The sequence below is a fragment of the Gordonia sp. VNK1 genome (assembly GCF_040049135.1).
In the GTDB taxonomy this organism is placed as follows: domain Bacteria; phylum Actinomycetota; class Actinomycetes; order Mycobacteriales; family Mycobacteriaceae; genus Gordonia; species Gordonia oleivorans.
The window spans coordinates 69,587-87,580 of sequence record NZ_JBDZDJ010000020.1; the positions used below are offsets into that span (position 1 = coordinate 69,587).

Sequence of the window (17,994 nt, forward strand, 5' to 3'; positions counted from 1 at the left end):
TCTCCGATCAGCACTGAGGAACATCAGTGACTCCACGAACGAGCGCAGCCACCACCGCTCGACGTGCGTCTGCAGAGGTCGGCCAGCCTGGCGCAGCAAGAACACACTGCTGCGCAAGCAGTTCCACATTCATCGACCCCATCCGATCTCGCAGCACCGCCGCCTCTTCGACACTCAAGAGCGCCAGCATCTCCGCGGCAAGCAGTGCCGCTGCGCCTCGATGGAGATCAAAGTCTTCCCGTTCGAGGGCCCAAAACGCGTCGCCCCACAGGTCGTCGGACCGGAGCGAGGTCCAGTGAATGCACAGCGCGAGGTCCTGCGCATCCTTGTATTCGTACTTCTCCAGCCGATCGAGCCAGGCATGAGCTTTCAACACGGCGTATCCAGGGAGGGTGGGTATTCGAATGCGAAGAGCATCGTTGAGCGCCAAGACGTCTGCAGCGTCGAAGACGTCGGCAAAGCCGTGGACATTCAACTCGATCCTGCCGATCTCGCGCGAGATCGTCCCACGAGGCTCTTCAAGTGCGCCGAAAGGCACAACGTCGGTGGGTATCCCTGCAATCATCATTCTCTGCCACGCAGGTTCCGTGGATCCAAAACGAGCGTGAAGTTCCTCGAAAACTGACCAGTCAGGGATGGCCACGGCAAGATCTGTGTCGTTGGTTGCACGAAACCGGGCACCATCGGCAAGCCGCGCATGGAGGATGTCTCGACAACGCGCACCCACCAGCATGATCTGCGCCGGATCGATGACGTCGGCGATCTCGGCAACCACCCTGGCTATGTCCGCATGCTCGCCACGGTAGGCTCGATCGCCTTGATCCATCCCCGCCTCACCCCTTCTGCGGCCTCGCGTTGCCGCTCCTCATTGGAGCCCAGGAGATCGGCGTAGACGATCGGTGTCGGCGCGACGGCGAATCCGTCGGCTCCCGTGTGCATCCCCTCAATGCCATTCCAGAACCATCTGCGGAGGTGAACATTCGGCGTTGCGCTTCTCCTCCAACGGTTTTCTCGGATGAGGTCTACCGGTATCGGTTGCGTTGGGCTGCTGTTGACGTAGGCGGTGAGTGTTGGAGCGTGGTGGATCAGCTCCGGAACAGCGCGCTCTCCACTGAGGAACAGTCGGGTGCCCTTGGGCACAACAGGATTCACCGTGCCCTCGCCGTCGAAAATCGTGTCGACCTGGTTCGCATAAGACACGGCCCAAGAATCGAGGAGCGCAACGAGGTTGCCTGGCCTGCGATGCTCACCCCATACCTCGACGAAGGCGGTATCGACCAGATCATCCATCAGGTTCTTGACCAACCCGACCGAAGTACCCGAACACTCCGAGAGCACGCGCAGCGGCGCATCCACCAACCTTGGATCAGCGAGGATCACTGCAACCACCTGAGACCGCTTGCGGGTGAACAAGGTTGATGACCGTGATCTGGATACCGAGATCTGGTCCAGCAGCTTCGTGGGCCGGCTGCGACCTCGGACGTCGACAACCAGACCAGGTGCGCGCAAGTACGCGTTCCCGGCGCCGTCGGCGAACCAGATATTCAGGGAGCGAAGGGTTTCGGCACTCCGCGGGTGTATGTACGGCGCGATCACCAAGACCTGGGTCCCGGCCTGTCGTTGCCCCTCGGACATCCGACCGATCTCCCCCAATCCCGCCATGGAGAATTCACTTAGATAGCGTCCTTCGACGGCCATTTTCTCACCGCCGACGATCGTGAATTTGATCGTCCTGCTCTCGTTCTCTGCCAGATCTCCCAGTGCCGACGAGGTCAGCTGCACCCCATACATCTCCAGCCAATGTCGCACCGATGTCAGCAGTGCAGCGGGGATCACATCCGACATGCGTTCAGAATAGCGCAGTGTTCACAGAAACTGAACACTCGACAAAACTGAACGCCCGAGGTGGTTCAGTACACCACCCGATCAATCGCCCCGATGACGGCATTCATATCGTCACGCTGCTGGGCGAACGGCGCTTCCCACAACTGCCGGGGCAGCTCTTCGAGCGCCTTGACGGCGGTCTCGAGTTCCTCGAGTCGTTCGGTCTTCTCGTCGCCACTCGACGAGGCGGCCGCGATGAGCTGATCGTCGAGATCGAAAACCTTGTCGTCGAGCCGATCTCGCACCGCAACGGTCTCGTCGTCGTGCGGGATGGCCGGATTCTGGTGCACATCGGCGATCGCGTAGCGCACCCGCCGGTGCAGCAACGCCTCCGGGCTCGTATCCGTCGTCCACTCCTTGGGCGCACGACTCGGTTTGCCGGGGATCAGATCGGTGGACCGGGCGAACGCGCGGATGCGTTTGTCGGAATCCCAGGCGAACCAGATCGCTCCACCGAGAGTGAACAACGCGACGGCAACAATGACGACGATGACGATGATCGCGACGGGCGACATGACCTCGACCCTATCCCTCGGCCCGGGCCGCGGGCCGTTCGGCGCGCACGGCGGCGGCATTCACCCGGGTCAGGACGCCGTGGAGTTCTTCGAGGTCGGCGATGTCGACGCCGAGCGCGTCGACGACGGCCGGCGGGATGTCAAGGGCCTTCGTACGCAGGGCGCGCCCGGCGTCGGTGAGGTCGATGTCGACGTTGCGTTCGTCATTGTCGCGCCGACGCCGCTCGATCAGTCCATTCGCCTCGAGCCGTTTGAGCAGCGGTGAGAGCGTCGCCGAATCCAGTTGCAGGACCGCGCCGATCTCCTTGACGCCGCGCGGGGCGGACTCCCACAGAGCCAGCATCACCAGGTATTGCGGGTGGGTGAGTCCGAGTGGATCGAGAAGTCGCCGGTAGATCCGCAGCACCGAACGGTTGGCCACGGCCAGGGCGAAACACACCTGCCGTTCCAGCAGCAGCGGATTGTCCGGTTCGGTCATTCTCCCATCGTAGGCTTGCCCGCCACCAGGTCCTCCACGTCGAGGCCCCAGCGACCGAAGCGGGCGTCGAACGCGCTCGCCCGGTCGCGGGCGCGCTGCTTCTTGGCGTCGGAGTAGTGACGGCGCGCCCACCGCGAACCCGGCCGGGCGAGGCGTACCGCCCCGATCCATCCCACCGGCGGGATGAAGGCGGCCACCGCGGCGGTCGAGTACTTACCCTTCGCCACGCACACCAGCACGCATGCGATGTGGACGGGCAGCACGACGAGGAGGCCGAGGTGCCCGACCGCGGAGAGATCGTCCTCGGTGAACGGATCGATACCCAGCGCGAGCAGGCCGAGGAGTGCGACGGTCAGGCTCACCACCTGCACCGACAGCTGTCCCTCCTTGGTCCAGTACACGTCGGTGAGGTGCAGGATCAGCGCGAACTCGTAGAGGACGAGGCTGGCGCCGACACCGATGAGGACCGCCGCGATCAGCGATCCCGGTGCATGCCCGGCCACCGCGACCGACGTCACCGCACCGATCAGCAGCAGGATCAGACCCGGGACCGCGTGATGGATGTGCACGCCGCCCTGAATGTTGTTGCGGAACGGACCCTTACCGGCCCGGATCAACCGCGTGATGGTGCGGGTGATCAGGAAGGTCACCAGAAACGCGACGAACAGCAACGCCAACGGCACCTTCGGCTCATTCCAGAACGAGTCCACCTCGGCGACCTCCTGATCGGTGCGCTCAGGCGCCGGCGATGATCCCGGTGCGGGCCTGTTCGATCTTGAGGCAGCGGTCTTCGACGTAGAGCAGGCCCGCGTCCTCGGCGATCTGGCGTGCCTCCGGCGAGGTGATGCCCAGTTGCAGCCACAATGCGCCCGCCCCGGCGGCGACGGCCTGCCGGGCGATCTCCGGGGCGTCGGCCGACGGACGGAAGACGTCGACGAACCCGACCTGCTCGGGCACTTCGGCGAGGGTCGGATACACCTGTTCGCCGACGATCTCGGTGGCCGTCGGATTCACCGGGATGATGCGCCAGCCTTTGGCCTGCATGAGGGCGGGAACCTCGTTGGCGGGCTTGTGCGGATTCGCGCTGGCGCCGACGACGGTGATGGTGTCGTAGGTGTTCAGGATCTTCTCGACGATCTCGTCTGTGCTCATGACGACGAGTCTATGGTCGGTTTCATGAGGCGCACCACGACCGAACCGTTCGCCGAGCTGGACCTGGCCGCCCTCGCCGGGACCCGCGCGGTGGTCACCGGAGCGACGAACGGACTCGGCATGGCCACCGCACGAGCACTCGCGCGGGCCGGCGTGTCGGTGGTGATACCCGCCCGGGACGTCGAGTTGGGTCGGGCGCGGGCCGACGAGTTCGGCGGCGACTGTGCGGTGGTACCGCTCGATCTGGCCGACCTGTCGTCGGTGCGTGCGTGCGCCGAGGCCATCGACGGGCCGATCGACTTCCTGATCAACAACGCCGGCATGTTCCCGACCGGTCGCGGCGAGACCGTCGACGGCCACGAGCGAACCATCGGCACCAACTTCCTCGGGCCCTTCGCCCTCACCAATCTGCTTGCGCCCCAGATCCGTCGACGGATCGTGTGCGTGGCCTCCGACGCCCACAAGGTCGCCCGGATCGACCCCGATGATCTGAATCTGTCTGCGGCACAGTGGAGTCCCCCGCGCGCGTATGCGCGGTCCAAGCTCGCGGTGATGTTGTGGGGCCTCGAACTCGACCGCCGATTGCGGTCGGCGGGCTCACCCATCGAGACCATGCTCACCACTCCCGGCTGGGTGGCGTCCAACATCTCCAACAAGCCGCACCTCGGTATCGCGCATCGGATCGTGCAGGGCGGTGCGCGACTACTGGCGAACGACGTCGACGCCGGCGCGGCGACGACGCTGTACTGCCTGACCGAACCGATCGCCACCGGCAGCTACGTCGGCGTCGACGGGTTCGGCGCACTACGCGGTGCGCCGGTGCTGTTCGGCAGGTCGCGCACCGCCTGCGACTTCGGGCTCGCGGGCCGGTTGTGGGATACGGCCGAGAAGGCCACGGGGACCACGCTTTCCGTACAGTAGGTCACCATGCGTCCACTGATCTATTACGTTGCAGTCAGTCTCGACGGATTCATCGCCGACACCGACGGCAACTTTGACGCCTTCGACGCCGAGGGCGATCACATGGCGACCATCCTGTCCGACTTCGCCGACGCGCTACCGAAACCGGCTCTCGACGCGCTCAGCATCACGCCTCCGACAACGGTGTTCGACACCGTCCTGATGGGTAGCGCCACCTATGCCGTGGGCGCGGATGTCGGCCTGTCCAGCCCGTACCCGCATCTGCGGCAGTTCGTCTTCTCACGGTCGGATCGTGCGGTCCCCGACGACGTGACGGTGACCGCCGAGTCGCCCTCGGATGTCGTCGGCCGACTCAAAAGTGAAGAGGGCCAGGGTATCTGGTTGTGCGGTGGTGGCGTGTTGGCGGCCTCGCTCATCGACGACATCGACCGGCTGATCCTCAAGGTGAATCCGATCCTGCTCGGCGCGGGCATCCCGCTGTTCGCCGGCACTCCGATGCTCACCGACGCACTGTCCGGTGTGCGTGGCTTCGACCTCACCCGCAGTCGCGCCTACGAGTCCGGGGTGCTCATCAACGAGTACGAGCGCAGAACAGCGGTGGTCGAGCCCGAACCACGGTGACGACCGCGCGGACCAGCACGCCACCTCCGCGGCGGCGCGGGGACCGTGTCACTGAGTGCGTTTCGTCCCGCTCATCCCCTCGAAGGGGTTCCAGGAGCGCGACTTCGCACGGACGTGCAGGTAGTAGGCGTAGTTCGCGGTGGAGCCGGCGAGCGCTCCCATCGCGGCGGCGACCGGCGTACTCAGCGACGGTGGCAAACCGCCCACTTCCATGACAACCCCGACCGCCACGCCGATGGCGACGAGAGTGAGCCCCTTGCGCCACATCCCCTTGACCGCGAAGTAGATCGGGCCGAACAGAAAGGCCAAGACGTTGAACGCCAACCGCATTCGTCGCCCGAATGGTAGCGCCCGAAACGCTGCGCGTCCGGCGGGATCAGCCGGGTTGCCATGGGCATCGTAGAACGCGAATCGGCTCTCCCAGTGCGATGGGACAGATTGCGAGCGTGGAAATCCGGTGTCGGTCATGGCCTCGTATCCGCGATGGTGGGAATGAACGTGTCGACTCCGCTGTCACTGACCCGCGTCACCTCGACCGGATCGAGTCCGCGCCCCAGCAGCAAGCTGTTGGTCAGCGCCATCCAAGGAACCAGATCACCTGGTGCATCGGCGATTTCGCAGGCGATCAGCGACGGCGGCACCGCGTCGGCGGCGACGAGGTCAAGCCACGTCGCATACGGCACCTTGAGGTATTCGAGGGCCGGTAACCGGCCCAGCGTCTGCGTCATCCCGGTGACGCTGCCGGACGAGGGATCCAACAGTCCGGACTCGAAGCGGACGGACGCGAATCCGGGCTCCTGGAACACGCACGTCCCGGACATCGAGCGGCTGAGATGACCTGTGACCGCAACGGTGTCGGTCGACGCGATGTCGGCGCGGGCGTCACGCAGAGAACGGATGATCGGTTCCCAGGAGGCAAGCGACGTCAGTGAGCGATTCGGCACGAGACCTGTGATATCACGGCGCCGGGACGGCTACGCCGGTCGCCCATCCACCCGAATGACGTCCCGCCTCGGCGCAACGGAGTACAGGAACTTCCGAATCCTCCGCGGTGCCGGCGTATGAAATGACGTGACCCGCATGCACGTCGGATCGGCCGGGCGTCTGGTGAACAGCCACCGGGTACGGGTAGGCATCGAGGTCATCAACGCGTCGGTTCGCTCCCCGGGGATCAGCGTGAATCGATATACGGTCGCGATCCTCACCCCGTTTGCGATCTCCTGGTCGACGTCGATTCGGACGATGTCCGACCACGCCCACTCACGCAGGGCAGGATCGTCGATGGCGCACAAAGTGATCGACGTGTCGGTGATGACCGCGAGAGCCTCTCCGCGCCACCAGGCGAGACCGATCACCACGACGGCGACGAGGAGAAGCGCTCCGCTGATCGCGGCGACGAGGGACATGACGAAGAAGCCCGGATCGGAAGCCGTTGCCATCAAGGTAATCCCGGCGAACGTCATCACGACACCGATCACGAGGTTGACGCCGAACAGCACCGCACCAGTGGGCCGCACCCCTGCCCGGATCACGAGTTCGATTTCCCCCACGGCATTCACGGTCGCCACCATATCGAGAGCATCTCGGCAACGAGGGATCTCATCGCGGGCGACGAGCGCGATTCCCCGAACGCCGTGTCCCCGGCACCTTCCCGGCCGCCTCCCGGGCCGCCCGTTTGGCGGCCGCCTTCTCCTTGGCCGACCGTTTCGGCGGTGCGTCGGTGGCGCCACGAGACGAGGTGGCCTTGCGGCCGCGGACGATCCCGATGAATTCCTCGGCCGCCTCCGACGTCGGATCGGGCCACAGTAGTCCGACGGTGCTCGTCGGCAGACCCGCGACCGGTCGATAGTCCAGGTCGCGCCGGTGATGTAGCCGGGCCAGCGACTGGGGCACCACCAGCAGTCCGACACCGGCGGCGACGAGTTCGATGGCGTCGGCGGTGGTTTCGGGGCGATGCTCGATCGCGGTCCCGGGACGGTCGGTCACGGCGAGTGGTTCGTCGAGCGGCCACAGCACAGCCTCGTCGGCGAGGTCATCGGGCTGTAGTTCGTCGCCCGCGCTGAACAGATGGTCCTTGCCGAAGACGACCACCGTCGTCTCCTCGTAGAGCGTGATCGTGTGGTGTGGCCCGGGATCGGCGTGGGTGAGCGCGTCGGGCAGGCGGGTGATCGCCATGTCGGCGTCGCCTCGTCCGATCACCGCGGCGGTGTCGGCGACCTCGACCGAATTCATCTCGAGCGGGATGTCCGGGTGGCGCTCACCCCAGATGCGCACCCATTTCCCGGGGGTCGTGCCCGGCACGTAGGCGAGCCGGAACACCGCCGGGCTCGACGGGTCGGCATCTGCGGGCGGATTCACGTCCCGAGGCTACCCCGGAGCTTGACCGCCTCGGAGAATCGCGGCAACGGCGATACGCTGCGAGCATGAGCTCGCAGTCGATGAAACCGGCCACCGCCGCCAAGAAGCTTGACGTCTACCTGCCGGCGACGCCGGAGGAGTTCCGCGCCGGCCCGATCACGCGGGCGCAATTGGCCGCGCTGCAGGCCGACCCGCCGCAATGGTTGCGCGACCTGCGCGCCAACGGTCCGCACCCGAAGAACCTCGTCGCCGCCAAACTCGGGATCTCGAACTCCGGCCTGATCCGGGGCGAGATCACCGAAGCGCTGACGACCGACCAGATCAACGCACTCCTCGACGAAATGCCCGACTGGCTGGCGGCCGAACGTACCAAGCACGTCGAGGTGCTGCGTGAGGAGCGTCGCATCAAGTCGTTGCACGCTGATCGGCGACGCGACGAGGCGGAGACGCCGGACGACGCATGATCCCCACCCGTCGAGTATGTGCATGGCGGCCTCGATCGAGGTAGTTCGCCCTCACGCCAACCGGCGGTTGAGATCCGCCGAGATCTCGGCGACCCTCTTGGACGTCTCGGCGACCTGACGCTTTTCCGAACTCGCCGCTGCCGTGACGGCATCGTGTGCGAACGTCTCGAGCGAGACGTTCGCACGCTCAGCGGCCTCACGCAGCTCCTGAAGCTCGTCGTCGCTGAAGGTGAGGTTGAGTGAGGGCATCGAGGGACCCTTTCCGCGTGGTACCCGGAAGGTACCGAATACGATACCTCCGTTGTGTTCATTCACGCCCGTGACCTGCTGCGTCCGTCGTTCGTTTGGTCGAACGATTGGCCGACACTCGCGGGACGACCCTCTACTGTGGCGACCAGATGATTCTGCACGACCTGATGAAGCACACAAGGCAGGTACCACCAGAGGGAGAACGAGCACATGGACCCGTTGGCGATGGTGCTCCTCATTGTCGCCGCCACCGGATTGTGCCTGAGCCTGCTGTCTCTCATCGGCCTGGATCTGGGGCCGATCGACGTCCACATCGGGGATTCCGGTGTCGGCATGCTCAGTCTGCTCACCCCCGGCGTCACCATCGGCGCCGGCGTCAGCGGACTCATGCTCCTGGGGGACACGGCACCGACGATCGTGGCCCTGGCAGTGGGGGCGGCGGCGATGGCCGCCACCATGGTCCTCATGTACCCGGTGCTGCGGATGTTGCTGCGCGCCGGCAAGGAATCCGAGCCCACCGAACTGGCCGGGCACAAGGTCAGCATGGTCGACGGTCTGGACACGCCGCAGCGACTGGCCCAGGCCGAGGCCATCACGCCCAATGGCTCGCAGCTGATCACGGTGTGTCTGGACCCCGATATGACCGCACGCGGCCTGACCCTCCGACCGGGTGACACCGCGTACCTGGTATCGCCGAAGAACCCCGACGAACAGATCTGGTACGCCACGTCGCTCTGGTCGATCGATCGCCCGACGACGGGTTCTGACTGACCTTCGGGCGATGACATCGGCTCTGCCGAAGCACTACCCGTGACGGCACAACCGCGCCGGACGGTCCGAGATATCAACTCCGAGAAACCAACCCAGAGAAGGAAGCACCGTTGTCCAGCATCATCGTCATCGTCGGGGTGGCCGTCGCCGCACTCGTGGTCCTGATCGTCGCCCTGATCTCGCGCTACCGGGTCCCCGGCGCCGACGAAGCCTTCGTCGTCACCGGCACGGGCAAGGGACAGACCGGCAAGGTCTACCGCGGCACCGGCACATTTGTGCTGCCGGTGGTCCAGAAATCCACCCGTGTCTCCCTGAGCTCAGTCCAGGCCACCCTCAACACCTCGACCCCCGCCAACGATGGCATCGAACTGGCCGTGTCGGCCACTGCCGTCGTCAAGGTCGGCGACGAGCCCGAGGACGTGCTCAAGGCGGGTCAGCGCTTCCGTGACGACACCGACAAGATCAAGGCCTTCGTCACCCAGCAACTCTCGGGTGAACTGCGCTCGATCGTGGGCACCATGACGGCCAAGGCCATCCTGGTCGACCGCAAGGCGCTCATCGACCAGGTGGCCGAGGCCATCAAGACCAACCTGCGCACGCAGGGTCTGGCCCTGGACTCCTTCTCGATCAACGAGGTCTCCGACGCCGACGGACGTTACTTCCAGGACCTGGCCGCCGCCGAGCGCGCCGAACAGTCCCGGATCGCCCATATCGCCCAGGCGAACGCCGAGAGTGCTTCAGCCATCGCGGCGGCCCAGGCCGAGCGTGAGGCCGAGCAGGCGCGCATCGCCAATCAGCAGGCCGTGATCGAACAGCAGCGCCAGCTCGACGTCGAACGCCAAGAGGCCCGCAAGATCACCGAGCGCGCGGCGGCCGAGGCCGATGCCGCCGGCCCGCTGGCCGAGGCAGAACGCCGGCTGATCCAGACCGAGAAGGACAACGAGGTCGCCGCCAAGGCCGCCGAACTGCGCCAGACACAGCTCGACGCCGAGGTCAAGCGCCCGGCCGAGGCCCGCCGCTTCGAGACCGAGCAGAATGCCGCCGCGGAGAAAGCCCAACGCATCGCCGAGGCCGAGGCGCAGGCCCGCACCGTCGAACTGCAGGGTGAGGCTCAGAAGAAGGCCAAGATCGCCGCCGCGCAGGCAGACGCGCAGAGCACCGAGCTCCGGGGTCGTGCCGACGCCGAGGCGACCCGTTTGCGCGGTGAGGCCGAGGCGCAGGCCATCGAGGCCCGTGCCAAGGCGCTGGCCGAGATGGACACCGTCGGTCAGCTCGAACTCATCCTGACCAAGATGCCTGCCATCGTCGAGGCCGCGGCCAAGCCGCTGGCAGGAGCCTCGGTCACCCTCATCGGATCCGATACCGACGGGATCACCCAGTCGGTGGCCAAGAGTGCTGTGGGCGCACTGGAGACGATCCGCTCGACGACCGGTATCGATCTGGCCGAGATGCTCGGCGGGATCAGCAAGGCTGCCGTACCGGCTGCGCAACCCAAACCCAGCGGAAGCGGAGGGATTTGAACCCCCGGTGCTGTTTAGGCACGCTCGCTTTCAAGGCGAGTGCATTCGGCCGCTCTGCCACGCTTCCCTGCGCAAAAGGGTACGTGAGAGGTCACACGGGGACCGAATCGGCTCCCGGCCCGAGCAACGCGTTCCGAGCGGAGACAGAGGTCGGGTACGGCGACTACCATCGCAACCACCCGCGGTAGGAGTCGACATGGGTCTGATGGACATGTTCCGCACGGTCAGCAACCCCGTGCGCGGTAGCGCGCAGGTGGTCTCGACGTCACGGCCGCCCTACACCGCCCACACCGCCAGCTGCGGCATGCACCTCGTCGTCTCGGTCCCGGGATACGCCGCCTTCCCCGTCGACGACCAGTTCCTGGTGAAGGTGGACAAGTGGCCCGCGCCGGGAACGATCCTCCCCATCGTGGCCGATGCGACCAACCCCCGATGCTTCACCATTCTCTGGGACGAGGTCGCGTCGTGGCAGCAACGTGGCGCCGCAACGGCCCGGCAGATCGCCGATCAGATGAACCGAACCGGAACGGCCACACCACATTCCGCAGGCGCGGCGTCGGTGATGATCAACGGACGACCGGCCTCGCCCGAGGAGATCGGCCGGTTCGAGGCGGCGACCGGGATGGACCTCAACCGCGACGGTGTCGTCGACGGAGCGGCGGACAGTGACGCACGGCTGGATGCCCTGGAGCGGCTCGCCGCCCTGCACGCCAGTGGCGCGCTGACCACCGCGGAGTTCGAGGCGGAGAAGCGGCGCCTGCTCGGAACGTGAATCCCGCTGGGGCGCAATCGCTCACGCGGCACGTTCGCACCCACGCCCGCAGTGCAATGACCGCGCGTACGCGCAGGTAGCGCGCGACCGAACAGGCACCGCGTCACCGACCGGACGCGCAGTCCGGGACTGCCGGCCATCACCGATGTGCCACCATCGACTCATGCGCGCGGTCACCGTCTCCGACTCCGGCGAACTGAGTATCGCCACCATCGACGATCCGGTCGCCGGACCCGACGAGGTGGTCATCGACGTTGTGTCGGCCGGCGTGAACCGCGCCGACCTGCTGCAACGACGCGGCCTCTATCCACCACCCCCCGGGGCGCCCGACACCCTGGGACTCGAGGTGTCCGGACGCATCCGGGCGGTCGGCTCCGATGTCGTCGGCTGGGCGCCCGGCGACGAGGTGTGCGCGTTGCTCGCCGGCGGCGGCTACGCCGAGCAGGTGGCCGTGCCCGCCGCCCAGGTCCTGCCGGTCCCGGCCGGGGTGTCGGTGGCCGACGCCGCCGCCCTGCCCGAGGTGGCCTGCACCGTCGTCTCCAACGTCATCGAGGCCGCCCACCTGGTCCCCGGCGAACTCCTGCTCATCCACGGCGGGTCGAGCGGGATCGGCACGCATGCCATCCAGTTGGCGCGAGCCCTCGACGCACGGGTCGCGGTGACCGCCCGCACCGCCGACAAACTCGACCGTTGCCGCGAGCTGGGCGCCGACATCACCATCAACTACGCCGAGCAGGACTTCGTCCAGATCATCTCCGAGCATGGCGGCGCGGACGTCATCCTCGACATCGTCGGCGCAAAATACTTGGCGCGCAACGTTTCTGCGCTTCGAACGGGTGGGCGGCTGGTGATCATCGGGATGCAGGGCGGCACGAAAGCCGAACTGTCGATCGCAACACTGATGGCCAAGCGGGCCTCGGTCATCGGCACCACGTTGCGCTCCCGGCCGGTGGACGGCAACGACGGCAAGGGACACGTGGTCGCGCGCACCCGGGAACTGACGTGGCCGCTGATCGAGGCCGGAAAGGTCGTCCCCGTCATCGACAGCGTCTTCGGCCTCGACGACGCCGACGCCGCCCATCAGCGCCTGGAGCGCGGCGAGTCGATCGGGAAGGTCCTGCTGCGGGTGTCGGACTGAGAAGTCAGTCGCAGGCCTTGCGGATCCGCTCGAAGGCATCGCCGATGGATTCGTACTGCTCGGGTGCGACCACGTCGACGACGAGGCGTTTGATCAGACCGTCGCGCACGCTCAACTGCCGGTCGAGTTCCACCCGCCCGGCCTCGGTGATCCGCACCAGCCGGTGACGGGCGTCGGCCTGCGACGCCACCCGCTCGAGGATTCCGTCGTCGATGAGTCGGCTCACGATGCGCGAGACGGTACTGACGCCGGCGTGCAGGGTGGCAGCCAGTTCGCTGATACCGATCGCGTCGCGGGGCGCGAGGATCTCCAGCAGGCGCATGTCGGTCGCCGAGAAACCGGCTGCGGCGAACCCTGCGGTGACCTGGGCCATCAGTGCCCAACCACCGTCGACGAAGTTGTGCCAGACCTGCTGCTGACTCTCGGTGAGACGGCACGGATCACCTGTGGGCGCGTGGCCGCGCCCCGACTCGGGCTCCCGCATATTCACTGTGTCGAAGATAGTGCGGTGTGCGTCGATTTACGAAACGGTGTGGGTCGTCCGACCGACACCCCGACCGACACACTGTCGGACACCGCGATAATTCAGGCGAGGGAGCCGAGTGTCCTGACCAGATGATCCACTTCGTACGGGGTGGAGTACGGCCCGAGGCCCACGGTGACCGCACCACCGAAGTCGCCGGCACCCATCCGCGTCAGCGCCCGGCTGGGAAGGTCGGCCAACGCGCAGATCCCGTTGTCGGCGAGCCGGCGGACCACGGTGTCGGCACCGACCCCGTCGACGGCGAAGCTGACGAGCGGGACGCGGTTGTCGCTCTTGCCGATGACCGAGACGTGATTGAGCTGGTCGAGTGTGGTCACCAGATAGAACCCGAGTCGCTGCAGGTACTCCGACACGCCGTCGAGGGCCGCGACGACGCGTCGGCGGCGTTTGCCGAACGCGTCCGGGTCCAGGGCGGCCAGATGCTCCACCGACGCCACCAGACCTGCGAGCAGTGCGCCCTGGTGTTCGCCCACCTCGAGACGTTCGGGTCCGACGGCATGGGGATCGGACGAGAGTGACGAGAGGTTGTCCATCGCCCGTGGGTCGGCGAACACCATCGCCGCCATCCGCGGACCGCCCCACCGTTCGGCCGACACCACCAGGACGTCGGCACCGAGCTCGGTGATGTCGAGGGGCACATAGGGCGCGGCGCTGGTGGCGTCGACGACCAGCCGCGCACCGACCGCCCTCGTGCGTTTGGCGATGTCGGCGACGTCGGTGAGGGTGCCCAACGTCGACGACGCCAACGGGACGGCGACGACGGCGGTGCGATCGTCGATGAGGTCGTCGTACTGCCAGGTGGGCAGCTCGCCGGTCTCGACGTCGATCTCCGCCCAGCGCAGCTGGCCACCCACCCGACCGAGGGTGCGCACCCACGGCAGGATGTTCGCTTCGTCGTCCTGGCGGCTGACGACGACATTGCCCGACAGCCACGTGTTGGGTTTGATCGCCTCGGCCAGCGTCCACAGCAACATCGACCGGGACGGGCCGAGGACCACGCCGGAGGCCTGAGCGGCCACCATGTCGGCGATCGCCCGACGCGCACCGTCGAGGGCGTCGGCGGTGGCGCGGGCGGCGGGATACCGGCCCGACGGCGCCGCTCCGAGCTGGCGAAATCCCGTCGACACCGCACTGGCGACCGAATCCGGGATCACCATGCCGGCCTGCGGATCGAGACGGATCCAGCCGTCACCGAGCGACGGGAACAGTCCGCGCGCATGGGCGACATCGAAGGCCATGGGCCCCACCATAGACGGGCGTCATCGCGTCTCAGCGAGGTATCGCCGACGGGTATCGCCCCGACCCGTCGACGGCTTGGGCACAATGGGGGCATGGTCATCGACGGCACACCTGCGAGCCCCTTCGGTAGTCCCGATCACGACGGCGCGTCCGAACCCGGCAACGATTCCATCGTGGTGGTGGGTGCGGACGCTCCCCTGGGCACCGCCGCCGCCTCCGCCGAGTCGTCGGACGACGGCACGAGCGTCGCCGACATGGTGGAGCAGCCCGCGAAGGTGATGCGCATCGGCACCATGATCAAGCAGTTGCTCGAGGAGGTGCGGGCGGCACCTCTCGACGAGGCGAGCCGCAACCGGCTCCGCGAGATCCACGAGTCGTCGATCCGTGAGCTCGAGGACGGGTTGGCGCCGGAGCTGCGTGAGGAACTCGAGCGTCTGGCGCTGCCCTTCACCGACGACACCACCCCGTCGGACGCCGAACTCCGCATCGCGCAGGCACAGCTCGTCGGCTGGCTCGAAGGCCTCTTCCACGGCATCCAGACCGCACTGTTCGCCCAGCAGATGGCCGCCCGGGCGCAGCTCGAGCAGATGCGGCAGGGCGCATTGCCGCCGGGAATGATGCCGGCTTCGGGGAGCGGACATGGAAGTACCGGGCAGTACCTGTAGGGCACCTCGGCAGCTCCCCCGAGAACCTCTGTGCCGGGTGACCACATGAGCGCTCTGTATGCTCAAGCCTCGTGTCAGCGGAAGTGATCGAGGGGCAGGTGCCACCGCCCCCGCCGGGCGCGGGATCTCGGTCGATGAGCCGGGCCTTCGGCGACCTGGCCGAAGGTATGCGGTCGCGGGAGCTGTGGCTGCATCTGGGGTGGCAGGACATCAAACAGCGGTATCGCCGCTCGGTGCTGGGTCCCCTGTGGATCACCATCGCCACCGGCGTGACCGCGGTGGCGATGGGCCTGCTCTACGGCGAGCTCTTCCACATGGACATCAAGACGTTCCTGCCGTACGTCACGCTCGGGTTCATCTTCTGGAACTTCATCCAGAACTCCATCCTCGAGGGGGCGGAGGTCTTCGCCAAGAACGAAGGCCTGATCAAGCAGCTACCCGCGCCGGTGAGCGTGCACGTGTACCGGATGGTGTGGCGGCAGCTGATCATCTTCGCCCACAACATCGTGATCTACATCGTGATCCTGATCGTCTTCCCGCAGCCGGTCAATTGGACTGTGGTGCTGGTGATTCCGGCGATCATCCTGTACGTCATCAACGGCGTGTGGGTGTCGATCGTGTTCGGCATCCTCTCCACCCGGTTCCGTGACATCGGGCAGTTGCTGACGACGGCGGTGCAGTTGGTGTTCTTCATGACGCCGATCATCTGGACGACGCAGAGCCTGAGCCAGGTCGGCGGGGAGAATCCGCGCCTGCGGCTGGTGGAACTGAACCCGATGTATCACTACCTCGACATCGCGCGGGGGCCCCTGCTCGGCCAGTCGGTGGCGTTCTATCACTGGGCGATCGTCATCGGCTGCACCGCGATCGGGTGGCTCGCCGCGTTGGCGGTCATGCGTAACTACCGGGCCCGCGTGGCGTATTGGGTGTGATGGCGATGAGCAATACCAGTTCGGTGCGCGTGGACACGTGGGATGCGTGTGTGGACTTCCCGATCTTCGATGCGAAGACCCGGTCGTTGAAGAAGTCGGTGATGGGTGCGGCCGGCGGGGTGATCGGCGCCAACGACTCCAACGTCATCGTCGTCGAGGCCCTGAAGAACATCAACCTGCACCTCGAGCACGGTGACCGCGTCGGTCTGGTCGGCCACAACGGTGCCGGCAAGTCGACGTTGCTGCGTCTGCTGTCCGGGATCTACGAGCCGACGCGTGGGGCCTGCCGGGTGACCGGACGGGTGGCCCCGGTGTTCGACCTCGGCGTCGGCATGGATCCGGAGATCTCCGGCTACGAGAACATCATCATCCGCGGCATGTTCCTGGGACTGACGCGCAAGGCGATGCTGCGCAAGATCGACGAGATCGCCGACTTCTCCGAACTCGGCGACTACCTGCAGATGCCGCTGCGGACCTACTCGACGGGTATGCGGGTGCGACTCGCCCTCGGCGTGGTCACCAGCATCGATCCGGAGATCCTGATCCTCGACGAGGGCATCGGCGCGGTGGACGCCGAATTCATGAAGAAGGCCCGAATCCGGTTGCAGGCCCTCGTCGAACGGTCCGGCATCCTGGTGTTCGCCAGCCACTCCAACGAGTTCCTCGCCCAACTCTGCGACCGTGCGCTGTGGATCGATCACGGCGAGGTCCGGATGGACGGCGGAATCGAAGAGGTGGTCGGCGCCTACGAGGGTCCCGACGCCGCCGCGCACGTGCGTGAGGTGCTGGCCGGGATGAAGCGTGAAGAGGCTGCCGCCAGTGACACCTCCGACGGGGACACCTCCGACGGGGACGCGCTGGCATGAGCACCGACATCGTGGTCGCGGTGGTGGTCACCCACCGTCGCGCCGAGCTGTTGTCGGCGTCACTGAAAGTCCTCGCCACGCAGTCACGTCCGGTCGACCACATCGTCGTCGTCGACAATGCCGACGAGGCCGTCGTCGCCGATCTCGTTGCCGCACAGCCGGTTCCGACGACCTATCTCGGATCGAAGCGAAACCTCGGCGGCGCAGGCGGATTCGCCCTCGGCATGCTGCACGCGCTGGCGCTCGGTGCCGACTGGGTATGGTGCGCCGACGACGACGGCCGGCCCGAGGGCAGTGAGGTTCTCGCGACGCTGATGGACTGCGCGATCACGCACGATCTCGCCGAGGTCTCCCCGGTGGTCGCCAACATCGACGACCCGGACACCCTCGCCTTCCCGCTGCGCCGGGGAGTCGTGTGGCGGCGCAAGCGATCCGAGTTGTTCGAACCCGGCAACCCCGACGACGACCTGCTGCCCGGCATCGCGTCGCTGTTCAACGGCGCACTGTTCCGCGCGGACACCCTCGAGATGATCGGCGTGCCCGACCTGCGCTTGTTCTTCCGCGGCGACGAGGTGGAGATGCACCGTCGGCTGCAGCGGTCGGGCCTCGCCTTCGGTACCTGCCTGACCACCGCCTACCTGCATCCGTATGGCACCGACGAGTTCCGCCCGATCCTCGGTGGGCGCATGCACACCCAGTACCCGGACAACCCGACCAAACGCTTCTTCACCTACCGCAACCGCGGCTACCTGATGAGTCAACCGGGCATGCGCAAGCTCCTCCCCCAGGAGTACGCCCGTTTCGGCTGGTACTTCCTGGTGCAGCAACACGACGTCAAGGGTTTCGCCGAGTGGCTGCGGTTGCAGCGCCTCGGCCGCCGCGAACGGTTCATCCGGCCGGACTGA

Annotated in this window: 24 protein-coding genes and 1 tRNA gene; 11 read left to right on the forward strand and 14 right to left on the reverse strand. The window is 66.5% G+C overall.

Annotated elements, in window-relative coordinates; genetic code table 11:
• Window positions 1-7: 7 nt before the first annotated feature.
• The 6 genes from ABLE94_RS20420 to ABLE94_RS20445 form a co-directional block, all read right to left on the reverse strand.
• The gene (locus tag ABLE94_RS20420) at window positions 8-826 is read right to left on the reverse strand and encodes a hypothetical protein (protein WP_348809699.1); all 819 of its coding nucleotides are present in this window, start codon (window positions 824-826) and stop codon (window positions 8-10) included.
• On the reverse strand, window positions 781-1,845 hold the full coding sequence (locus ABLE94_RS20425; RefSeq protein ID WP_348809700.1) for a type IV toxin-antitoxin system AbiEi family antitoxin: 1,065 nt from the start codon (window positions 1,843-1,845) through the stop codon (window positions 781-783). Before ABLE94_RS20425 ends, ABLE94_RS20420 begins: the two co-directional genes overlap by 46 nt.
• A gap of 65 nt (window positions 1,846-1,910) precedes the next feature.
• Window positions 1,911-2,399: a hypothetical protein gene (locus tag ABLE94_RS20430; protein WP_348809701.1), complete on the reverse strand. Its 489-nt coding sequence runs from the start codon at window positions 2,397-2,399 to the stop codon at window positions 1,911-1,913.
• 10 nt (window positions 2,400-2,409) lie between these two features.
• On the reverse strand, window positions 2,410-2,877 hold the full coding sequence (locus ABLE94_RS20435) for a MarR family winged helix-turn-helix transcriptional regulator (protein WP_348809702.1): 468 nt from the start codon (window positions 2,875-2,877) through the stop codon (window positions 2,410-2,412).
• On the reverse strand, window positions 2,874-3,587 hold the full coding sequence (locus ABLE94_RS20440; RefSeq protein ID WP_348809703.1) for a hypothetical protein: 714 nt from the start codon (window positions 3,585-3,587) through the stop codon (window positions 2,874-2,876). Before ABLE94_RS20440 ends, ABLE94_RS20435 begins: the two co-directional genes overlap by 4 nt.
• A 25-nt stretch (window positions 3,588-3,612) precedes the next feature.
• Window positions 3,613-4,029, reverse strand: coding sequence for a CoA-binding protein (locus ABLE94_RS20445; RefSeq protein ID WP_348809704.1), 417 nt, complete (start codon window positions 4,027-4,029; stop codon window positions 3,613-3,615).
• 24 nt (window positions 4,030-4,053) lie between these two features.
• Here ABLE94_RS20445 and ABLE94_RS20450 point away from each other — a divergent pair, with 24 nt between their 5' ends.
• Window positions 4,054-4,950: an SDR family NAD(P)-dependent oxidoreductase gene (locus tag ABLE94_RS20450; protein ID WP_348807417.1), complete on the forward strand. Its 897-nt coding sequence runs from the start codon at window positions 4,054-4,056 to the stop codon at window positions 4,948-4,950.
• Between the two features lie 6 nt (window positions 4,951-4,956).
• A complete protein-coding gene (locus ABLE94_RS20455; protein ID WP_348809705.1) occupies window positions 4,957-5,571 on the forward strand; it encodes a dihydrofolate reductase family protein in 615 nt (204 codons plus the stop codon).
• Window positions 5,572-5,619: 48 nt separating this feature from the next.
• On the opposite strand, the gene ABLE94_RS20460 is transcribed toward ABLE94_RS20455, so the two are convergent.
• From ABLE94_RS20460 to ABLE94_RS20475, 4 genes are read right to left on the reverse strand one after another with little or no spacing between them, the layout of a single operon-like run.
• Window positions 5,620-6,039, reverse strand: a complete 420-nt coding sequence (locus ABLE94_RS20460; protein ID WP_348807414.1) for a DUF2628 domain-containing protein — start codon at window positions 6,037-6,039, stop codon at window positions 5,620-5,622.
• Window positions 6,036-6,515, reverse strand: coding sequence for a hypothetical protein (locus ABLE94_RS20465; RefSeq protein ID WP_348807413.1), 480 nt, complete (start codon window positions 6,513-6,515; stop codon window positions 6,036-6,038). Before ABLE94_RS20465 ends, ABLE94_RS20460 begins: the two co-directional genes overlap by 4 nt.
• Before the next feature lie 30 nt (window positions 6,516-6,545).
• Complete coding sequence (locus tag ABLE94_RS20470) at window positions 6,546-7,130, reverse strand: hypothetical protein (RefSeq protein ID WP_348809706.1); 585 nt, start codon at window positions 7,128-7,130, stop codon at window positions 6,546-6,548.
• Between the two features lie 40 nt (window positions 7,131-7,170).
• Entirely contained in the window at window positions 7,171-7,929 is a 759-nt protein-coding gene (locus ABLE94_RS20475) for a LysR family transcriptional regulator substrate-binding protein (RefSeq protein ID WP_348807411.1), read from the reverse strand.
• 80 nt (window positions 7,930-8,009) lie between these two features.
• On the opposite strand from ABLE94_RS20475, the gene ABLE94_RS20480 reads away from it, so the two are divergent.
• Window positions 8,010-8,393: a DUF5997 family protein gene (locus ABLE94_RS20480; RefSeq protein WP_348807432.1), complete on the forward strand. Its 384-nt coding sequence runs from the start codon at window positions 8,010-8,012 to the stop codon at window positions 8,391-8,393.
• A gap of 51 nt (window positions 8,394-8,444) precedes the next feature.
• Here ABLE94_RS20480 and ABLE94_RS20485 read toward each other — a convergent pair whose 3' ends face one another.
• Window positions 8,445-8,642, reverse strand: a complete 198-nt coding sequence (locus tag ABLE94_RS20485) for an antitoxin Phd (RefSeq protein WP_348807410.1) — start codon at window positions 8,640-8,642, stop codon at window positions 8,445-8,447.
• Window positions 8,643-8,852: 210 nt separating this feature from the next.
• Between ABLE94_RS20485 and ABLE94_RS20490 the strand changes: the two genes are divergently transcribed.
• Both ABLE94_RS20490 and ABLE94_RS20495 read left to right on the forward strand, forming a co-directional pair.
• A complete protein-coding gene (locus ABLE94_RS20490; protein WP_348807409.1) occupies window positions 8,853-9,413 on the forward strand; it encodes a hypothetical protein in 561 nt (186 codons plus the stop codon).
• 110 nt (window positions 9,414-9,523) lie between these two features.
• The gene (locus ABLE94_RS20495) at window positions 9,524-10,933 is read left to right on the forward strand and encodes an SPFH domain-containing protein (RefSeq protein WP_348809707.1); all 1,410 of its coding nucleotides are present in this window, start codon (window positions 9,524-9,526) and stop codon (window positions 10,931-10,933) included.
• On the opposite strand, the gene ABLE94_RS20500 is transcribed toward ABLE94_RS20495, so the two are convergent.
• Window positions 10,915-11,000: transfer RNA gene (locus ABLE94_RS20500), tRNA-Ser, on the reverse strand. The genes ABLE94_RS20495 and ABLE94_RS20500 overlap by 19 nt on opposite strands.
• Window positions 11,001-11,129: 129 nt before the next feature.
• Between ABLE94_RS20500 and ABLE94_RS20505 the strand changes: the two genes are divergently transcribed.
• The gene (locus tag ABLE94_RS20505; protein ID WP_348807390.1) at window positions 11,130-11,705 is read left to right on the forward strand and encodes an SHOCT domain-containing protein; all 576 of its coding nucleotides are present in this window, start codon (window positions 11,130-11,132) and stop codon (window positions 11,703-11,705) included.
• A gap of 163 nt (window positions 11,706-11,868) precedes the next feature.
• Window positions 11,869-12,843, forward strand: a complete 975-nt coding sequence (locus tag ABLE94_RS20510) for an NAD(P)H-quinone oxidoreductase (RefSeq protein WP_348807389.1) — start codon at window positions 11,869-11,871, stop codon at window positions 12,841-12,843.
• A 4-nt stretch (window positions 12,844-12,847) separates the two neighbouring features.
• On the opposite strand, the gene ABLE94_RS20515 is transcribed toward ABLE94_RS20510, so the two are convergent.
• Window positions 12,848-13,327, reverse strand: a complete 480-nt coding sequence (locus ABLE94_RS20515; RefSeq protein WP_348807431.1) for a MarR family winged helix-turn-helix transcriptional regulator — start codon at window positions 13,325-13,327, stop codon at window positions 12,848-12,850.
• A gap of 101 nt (window positions 13,328-13,428) precedes the next feature.
• Window positions 13,429-14,625 carry an aminotransferase class V-fold PLP-dependent enzyme gene (locus tag ABLE94_RS20520; RefSeq protein WP_348807388.1) on the reverse strand — a complete coding sequence of 399 codons (1,197 nt, stop codon included), beginning with the start codon at window positions 14,623-14,625 and terminating at the stop codon, window positions 13,429-13,431.
• 93 nt (window positions 14,626-14,718) lie between these two features.
• Here ABLE94_RS20520 and ABLE94_RS20525 point away from each other — a divergent pair, with 93 nt between their 5' ends.
• The 4 genes from ABLE94_RS20525 (at window position 14,719) to glfT1 (ending at window position 17,994) form a co-directional block, all read left to right on the forward strand.
• The gene (locus ABLE94_RS20525; RefSeq protein ID WP_348807387.1) at window positions 14,719-15,291 is read left to right on the forward strand and encodes a bacterial proteasome activator family protein; all 573 of its coding nucleotides are present in this window, start codon (window positions 14,719-14,721) and stop codon (window positions 15,289-15,291) included.
• A gap of 71 nt (window positions 15,292-15,362) precedes the next feature.
• Complete coding sequence (gene wzm / locus ABLE94_RS20530) at window positions 15,363-16,223, forward strand: galactan export ABC transporter permease subunit Wzm/RfbD (protein ID WP_348807386.1); 861 nt, start codon at window positions 15,363-15,365, stop codon at window positions 16,221-16,223.
• 5 nt (window positions 16,224-16,228) lie between these two features.
• Window positions 16,229-17,089, forward strand: a complete 861-nt coding sequence (gene wzt, locus ABLE94_RS20535) for a galactan export ABC transporter ATP-binding subunit Wzt/RfbE (RefSeq protein WP_348809708.1) — start codon at window positions 16,229-16,231, stop codon at window positions 17,087-17,089.
• Entirely contained in the window at window positions 17,086-17,994 is a 909-nt protein-coding gene (glfT1, locus tag ABLE94_RS20540) for a galactofuranosyltransferase GlfT1 (RefSeq protein WP_348809709.1), read from the forward strand. The genes wzt and glfT1 overlap by 4 nt, the downstream gene beginning before the upstream one ends.

Bases quoted from the DNA above. Each gene is read 5' to 3' on its own strand.
- ABLE94_RS20420 (WP_348809699.1), bottom strand. From the start codon at position 826: ATGGATCAAGGCGATCGAGCCTACCGTGGCGAGCATGCGGACATAGCC.
- ABLE94_RS20425 (WP_348809700.1), bottom strand. From the start codon at position 1,845: ATGTCGGATGTGATCCCCGCTGCACTGCTGACATCGGTGCGACATTGG.
- ABLE94_RS20430 (WP_348809701.1), bottom strand. From the start codon at position 2,399: ATGTCGCCCGTCGCGATCATCGTCATCGTCGTCATTGTTGCCGTCGCG.
- ABLE94_RS20435 (WP_348809702.1), bottom strand. From the start codon at position 2,877: ATGACCGAACCGGACAATCCGCTGCTGCTGGAACGGCAGGTGTGTTTC.
- ABLE94_RS20445 (WP_348809704.1), bottom strand. From the start codon at position 4,029: ATGAGCACAGACGAGATCGTCGAGAAGATCCTGAACACCTACGACACC.
- ABLE94_RS20450 (WP_348807417.1), top strand. From the start codon at position 4,054: ATGAGGCGCACCACGACCGAACCGTTCGCCGAGCTGGACCTGGCCGCC.
- ABLE94_RS20455 (WP_348809705.1), top strand. From the start codon at position 4,957: ATGCGTCCACTGATCTATTACGTTGCAGTCAGTCTCGACGGATTCATC.
- ABLE94_RS20460 (WP_348807414.1), bottom strand. From the start codon at position 6,039: ATGACCGACACCGGATTTCCACGCTCGCAATCTGTCCCATCGCACTGG.
- ABLE94_RS20480 (WP_348807432.1), top strand. From the start codon at position 8,010: ATGAAACCGGCCACCGCCGCCAAGAAGCTTGACGTCTACCTGCCGGCG.
- ABLE94_RS20485 (WP_348807410.1), bottom strand. From the start codon at position 8,642: ATGCCCTCACTCAACCTCACCTTCAGCGACGACGAGCTTCAGGAGCTG.
- ABLE94_RS20490 (WP_348807409.1), top strand. From the start codon at position 8,853: ATGGACCCGTTGGCGATGGTGCTCCTCATTGTCGCCGCCACCGGATTG.
- ABLE94_RS20505 (WP_348807390.1), top strand. From the start codon at position 11,130: ATGGGTCTGATGGACATGTTCCGCACGGTCAGCAACCCCGTGCGCGGT.
- ABLE94_RS20510 (WP_348807389.1), top strand. From the start codon at position 11,869: ATGCGCGCGGTCACCGTCTCCGACTCCGGCGAACTGAGTATCGCCACC.
- ABLE94_RS20515 (WP_348807431.1), bottom strand. From the start codon at position 13,327: ATGCGGGAGCCCGAGTCGGGGCGCGGCCACGCGCCCACAGGTGATCCG.
- ABLE94_RS20520 (WP_348807388.1), bottom strand. From the start codon at position 14,625: ATGGCCTTCGATGTCGCCCATGCGCGCGGACTGTTCCCGTCGCTCGGT.
- ABLE94_RS20525 (WP_348807387.1), top strand. From the start codon at position 14,719: ATGGTCATCGACGGCACACCTGCGAGCCCCTTCGGTAGTCCCGATCAC.
- wzt (WP_348809708.1), top strand. From the start codon at position 16,229: ATGAGCAATACCAGTTCGGTGCGCGTGGACACGTGGGATGCGTGTGTG.
- glfT1 (WP_348809709.1), top strand. From the start codon at position 17,086: ATGAGCACCGACATCGTGGTCGCGGTGGTGGTCACCCACCGTCGCGCC.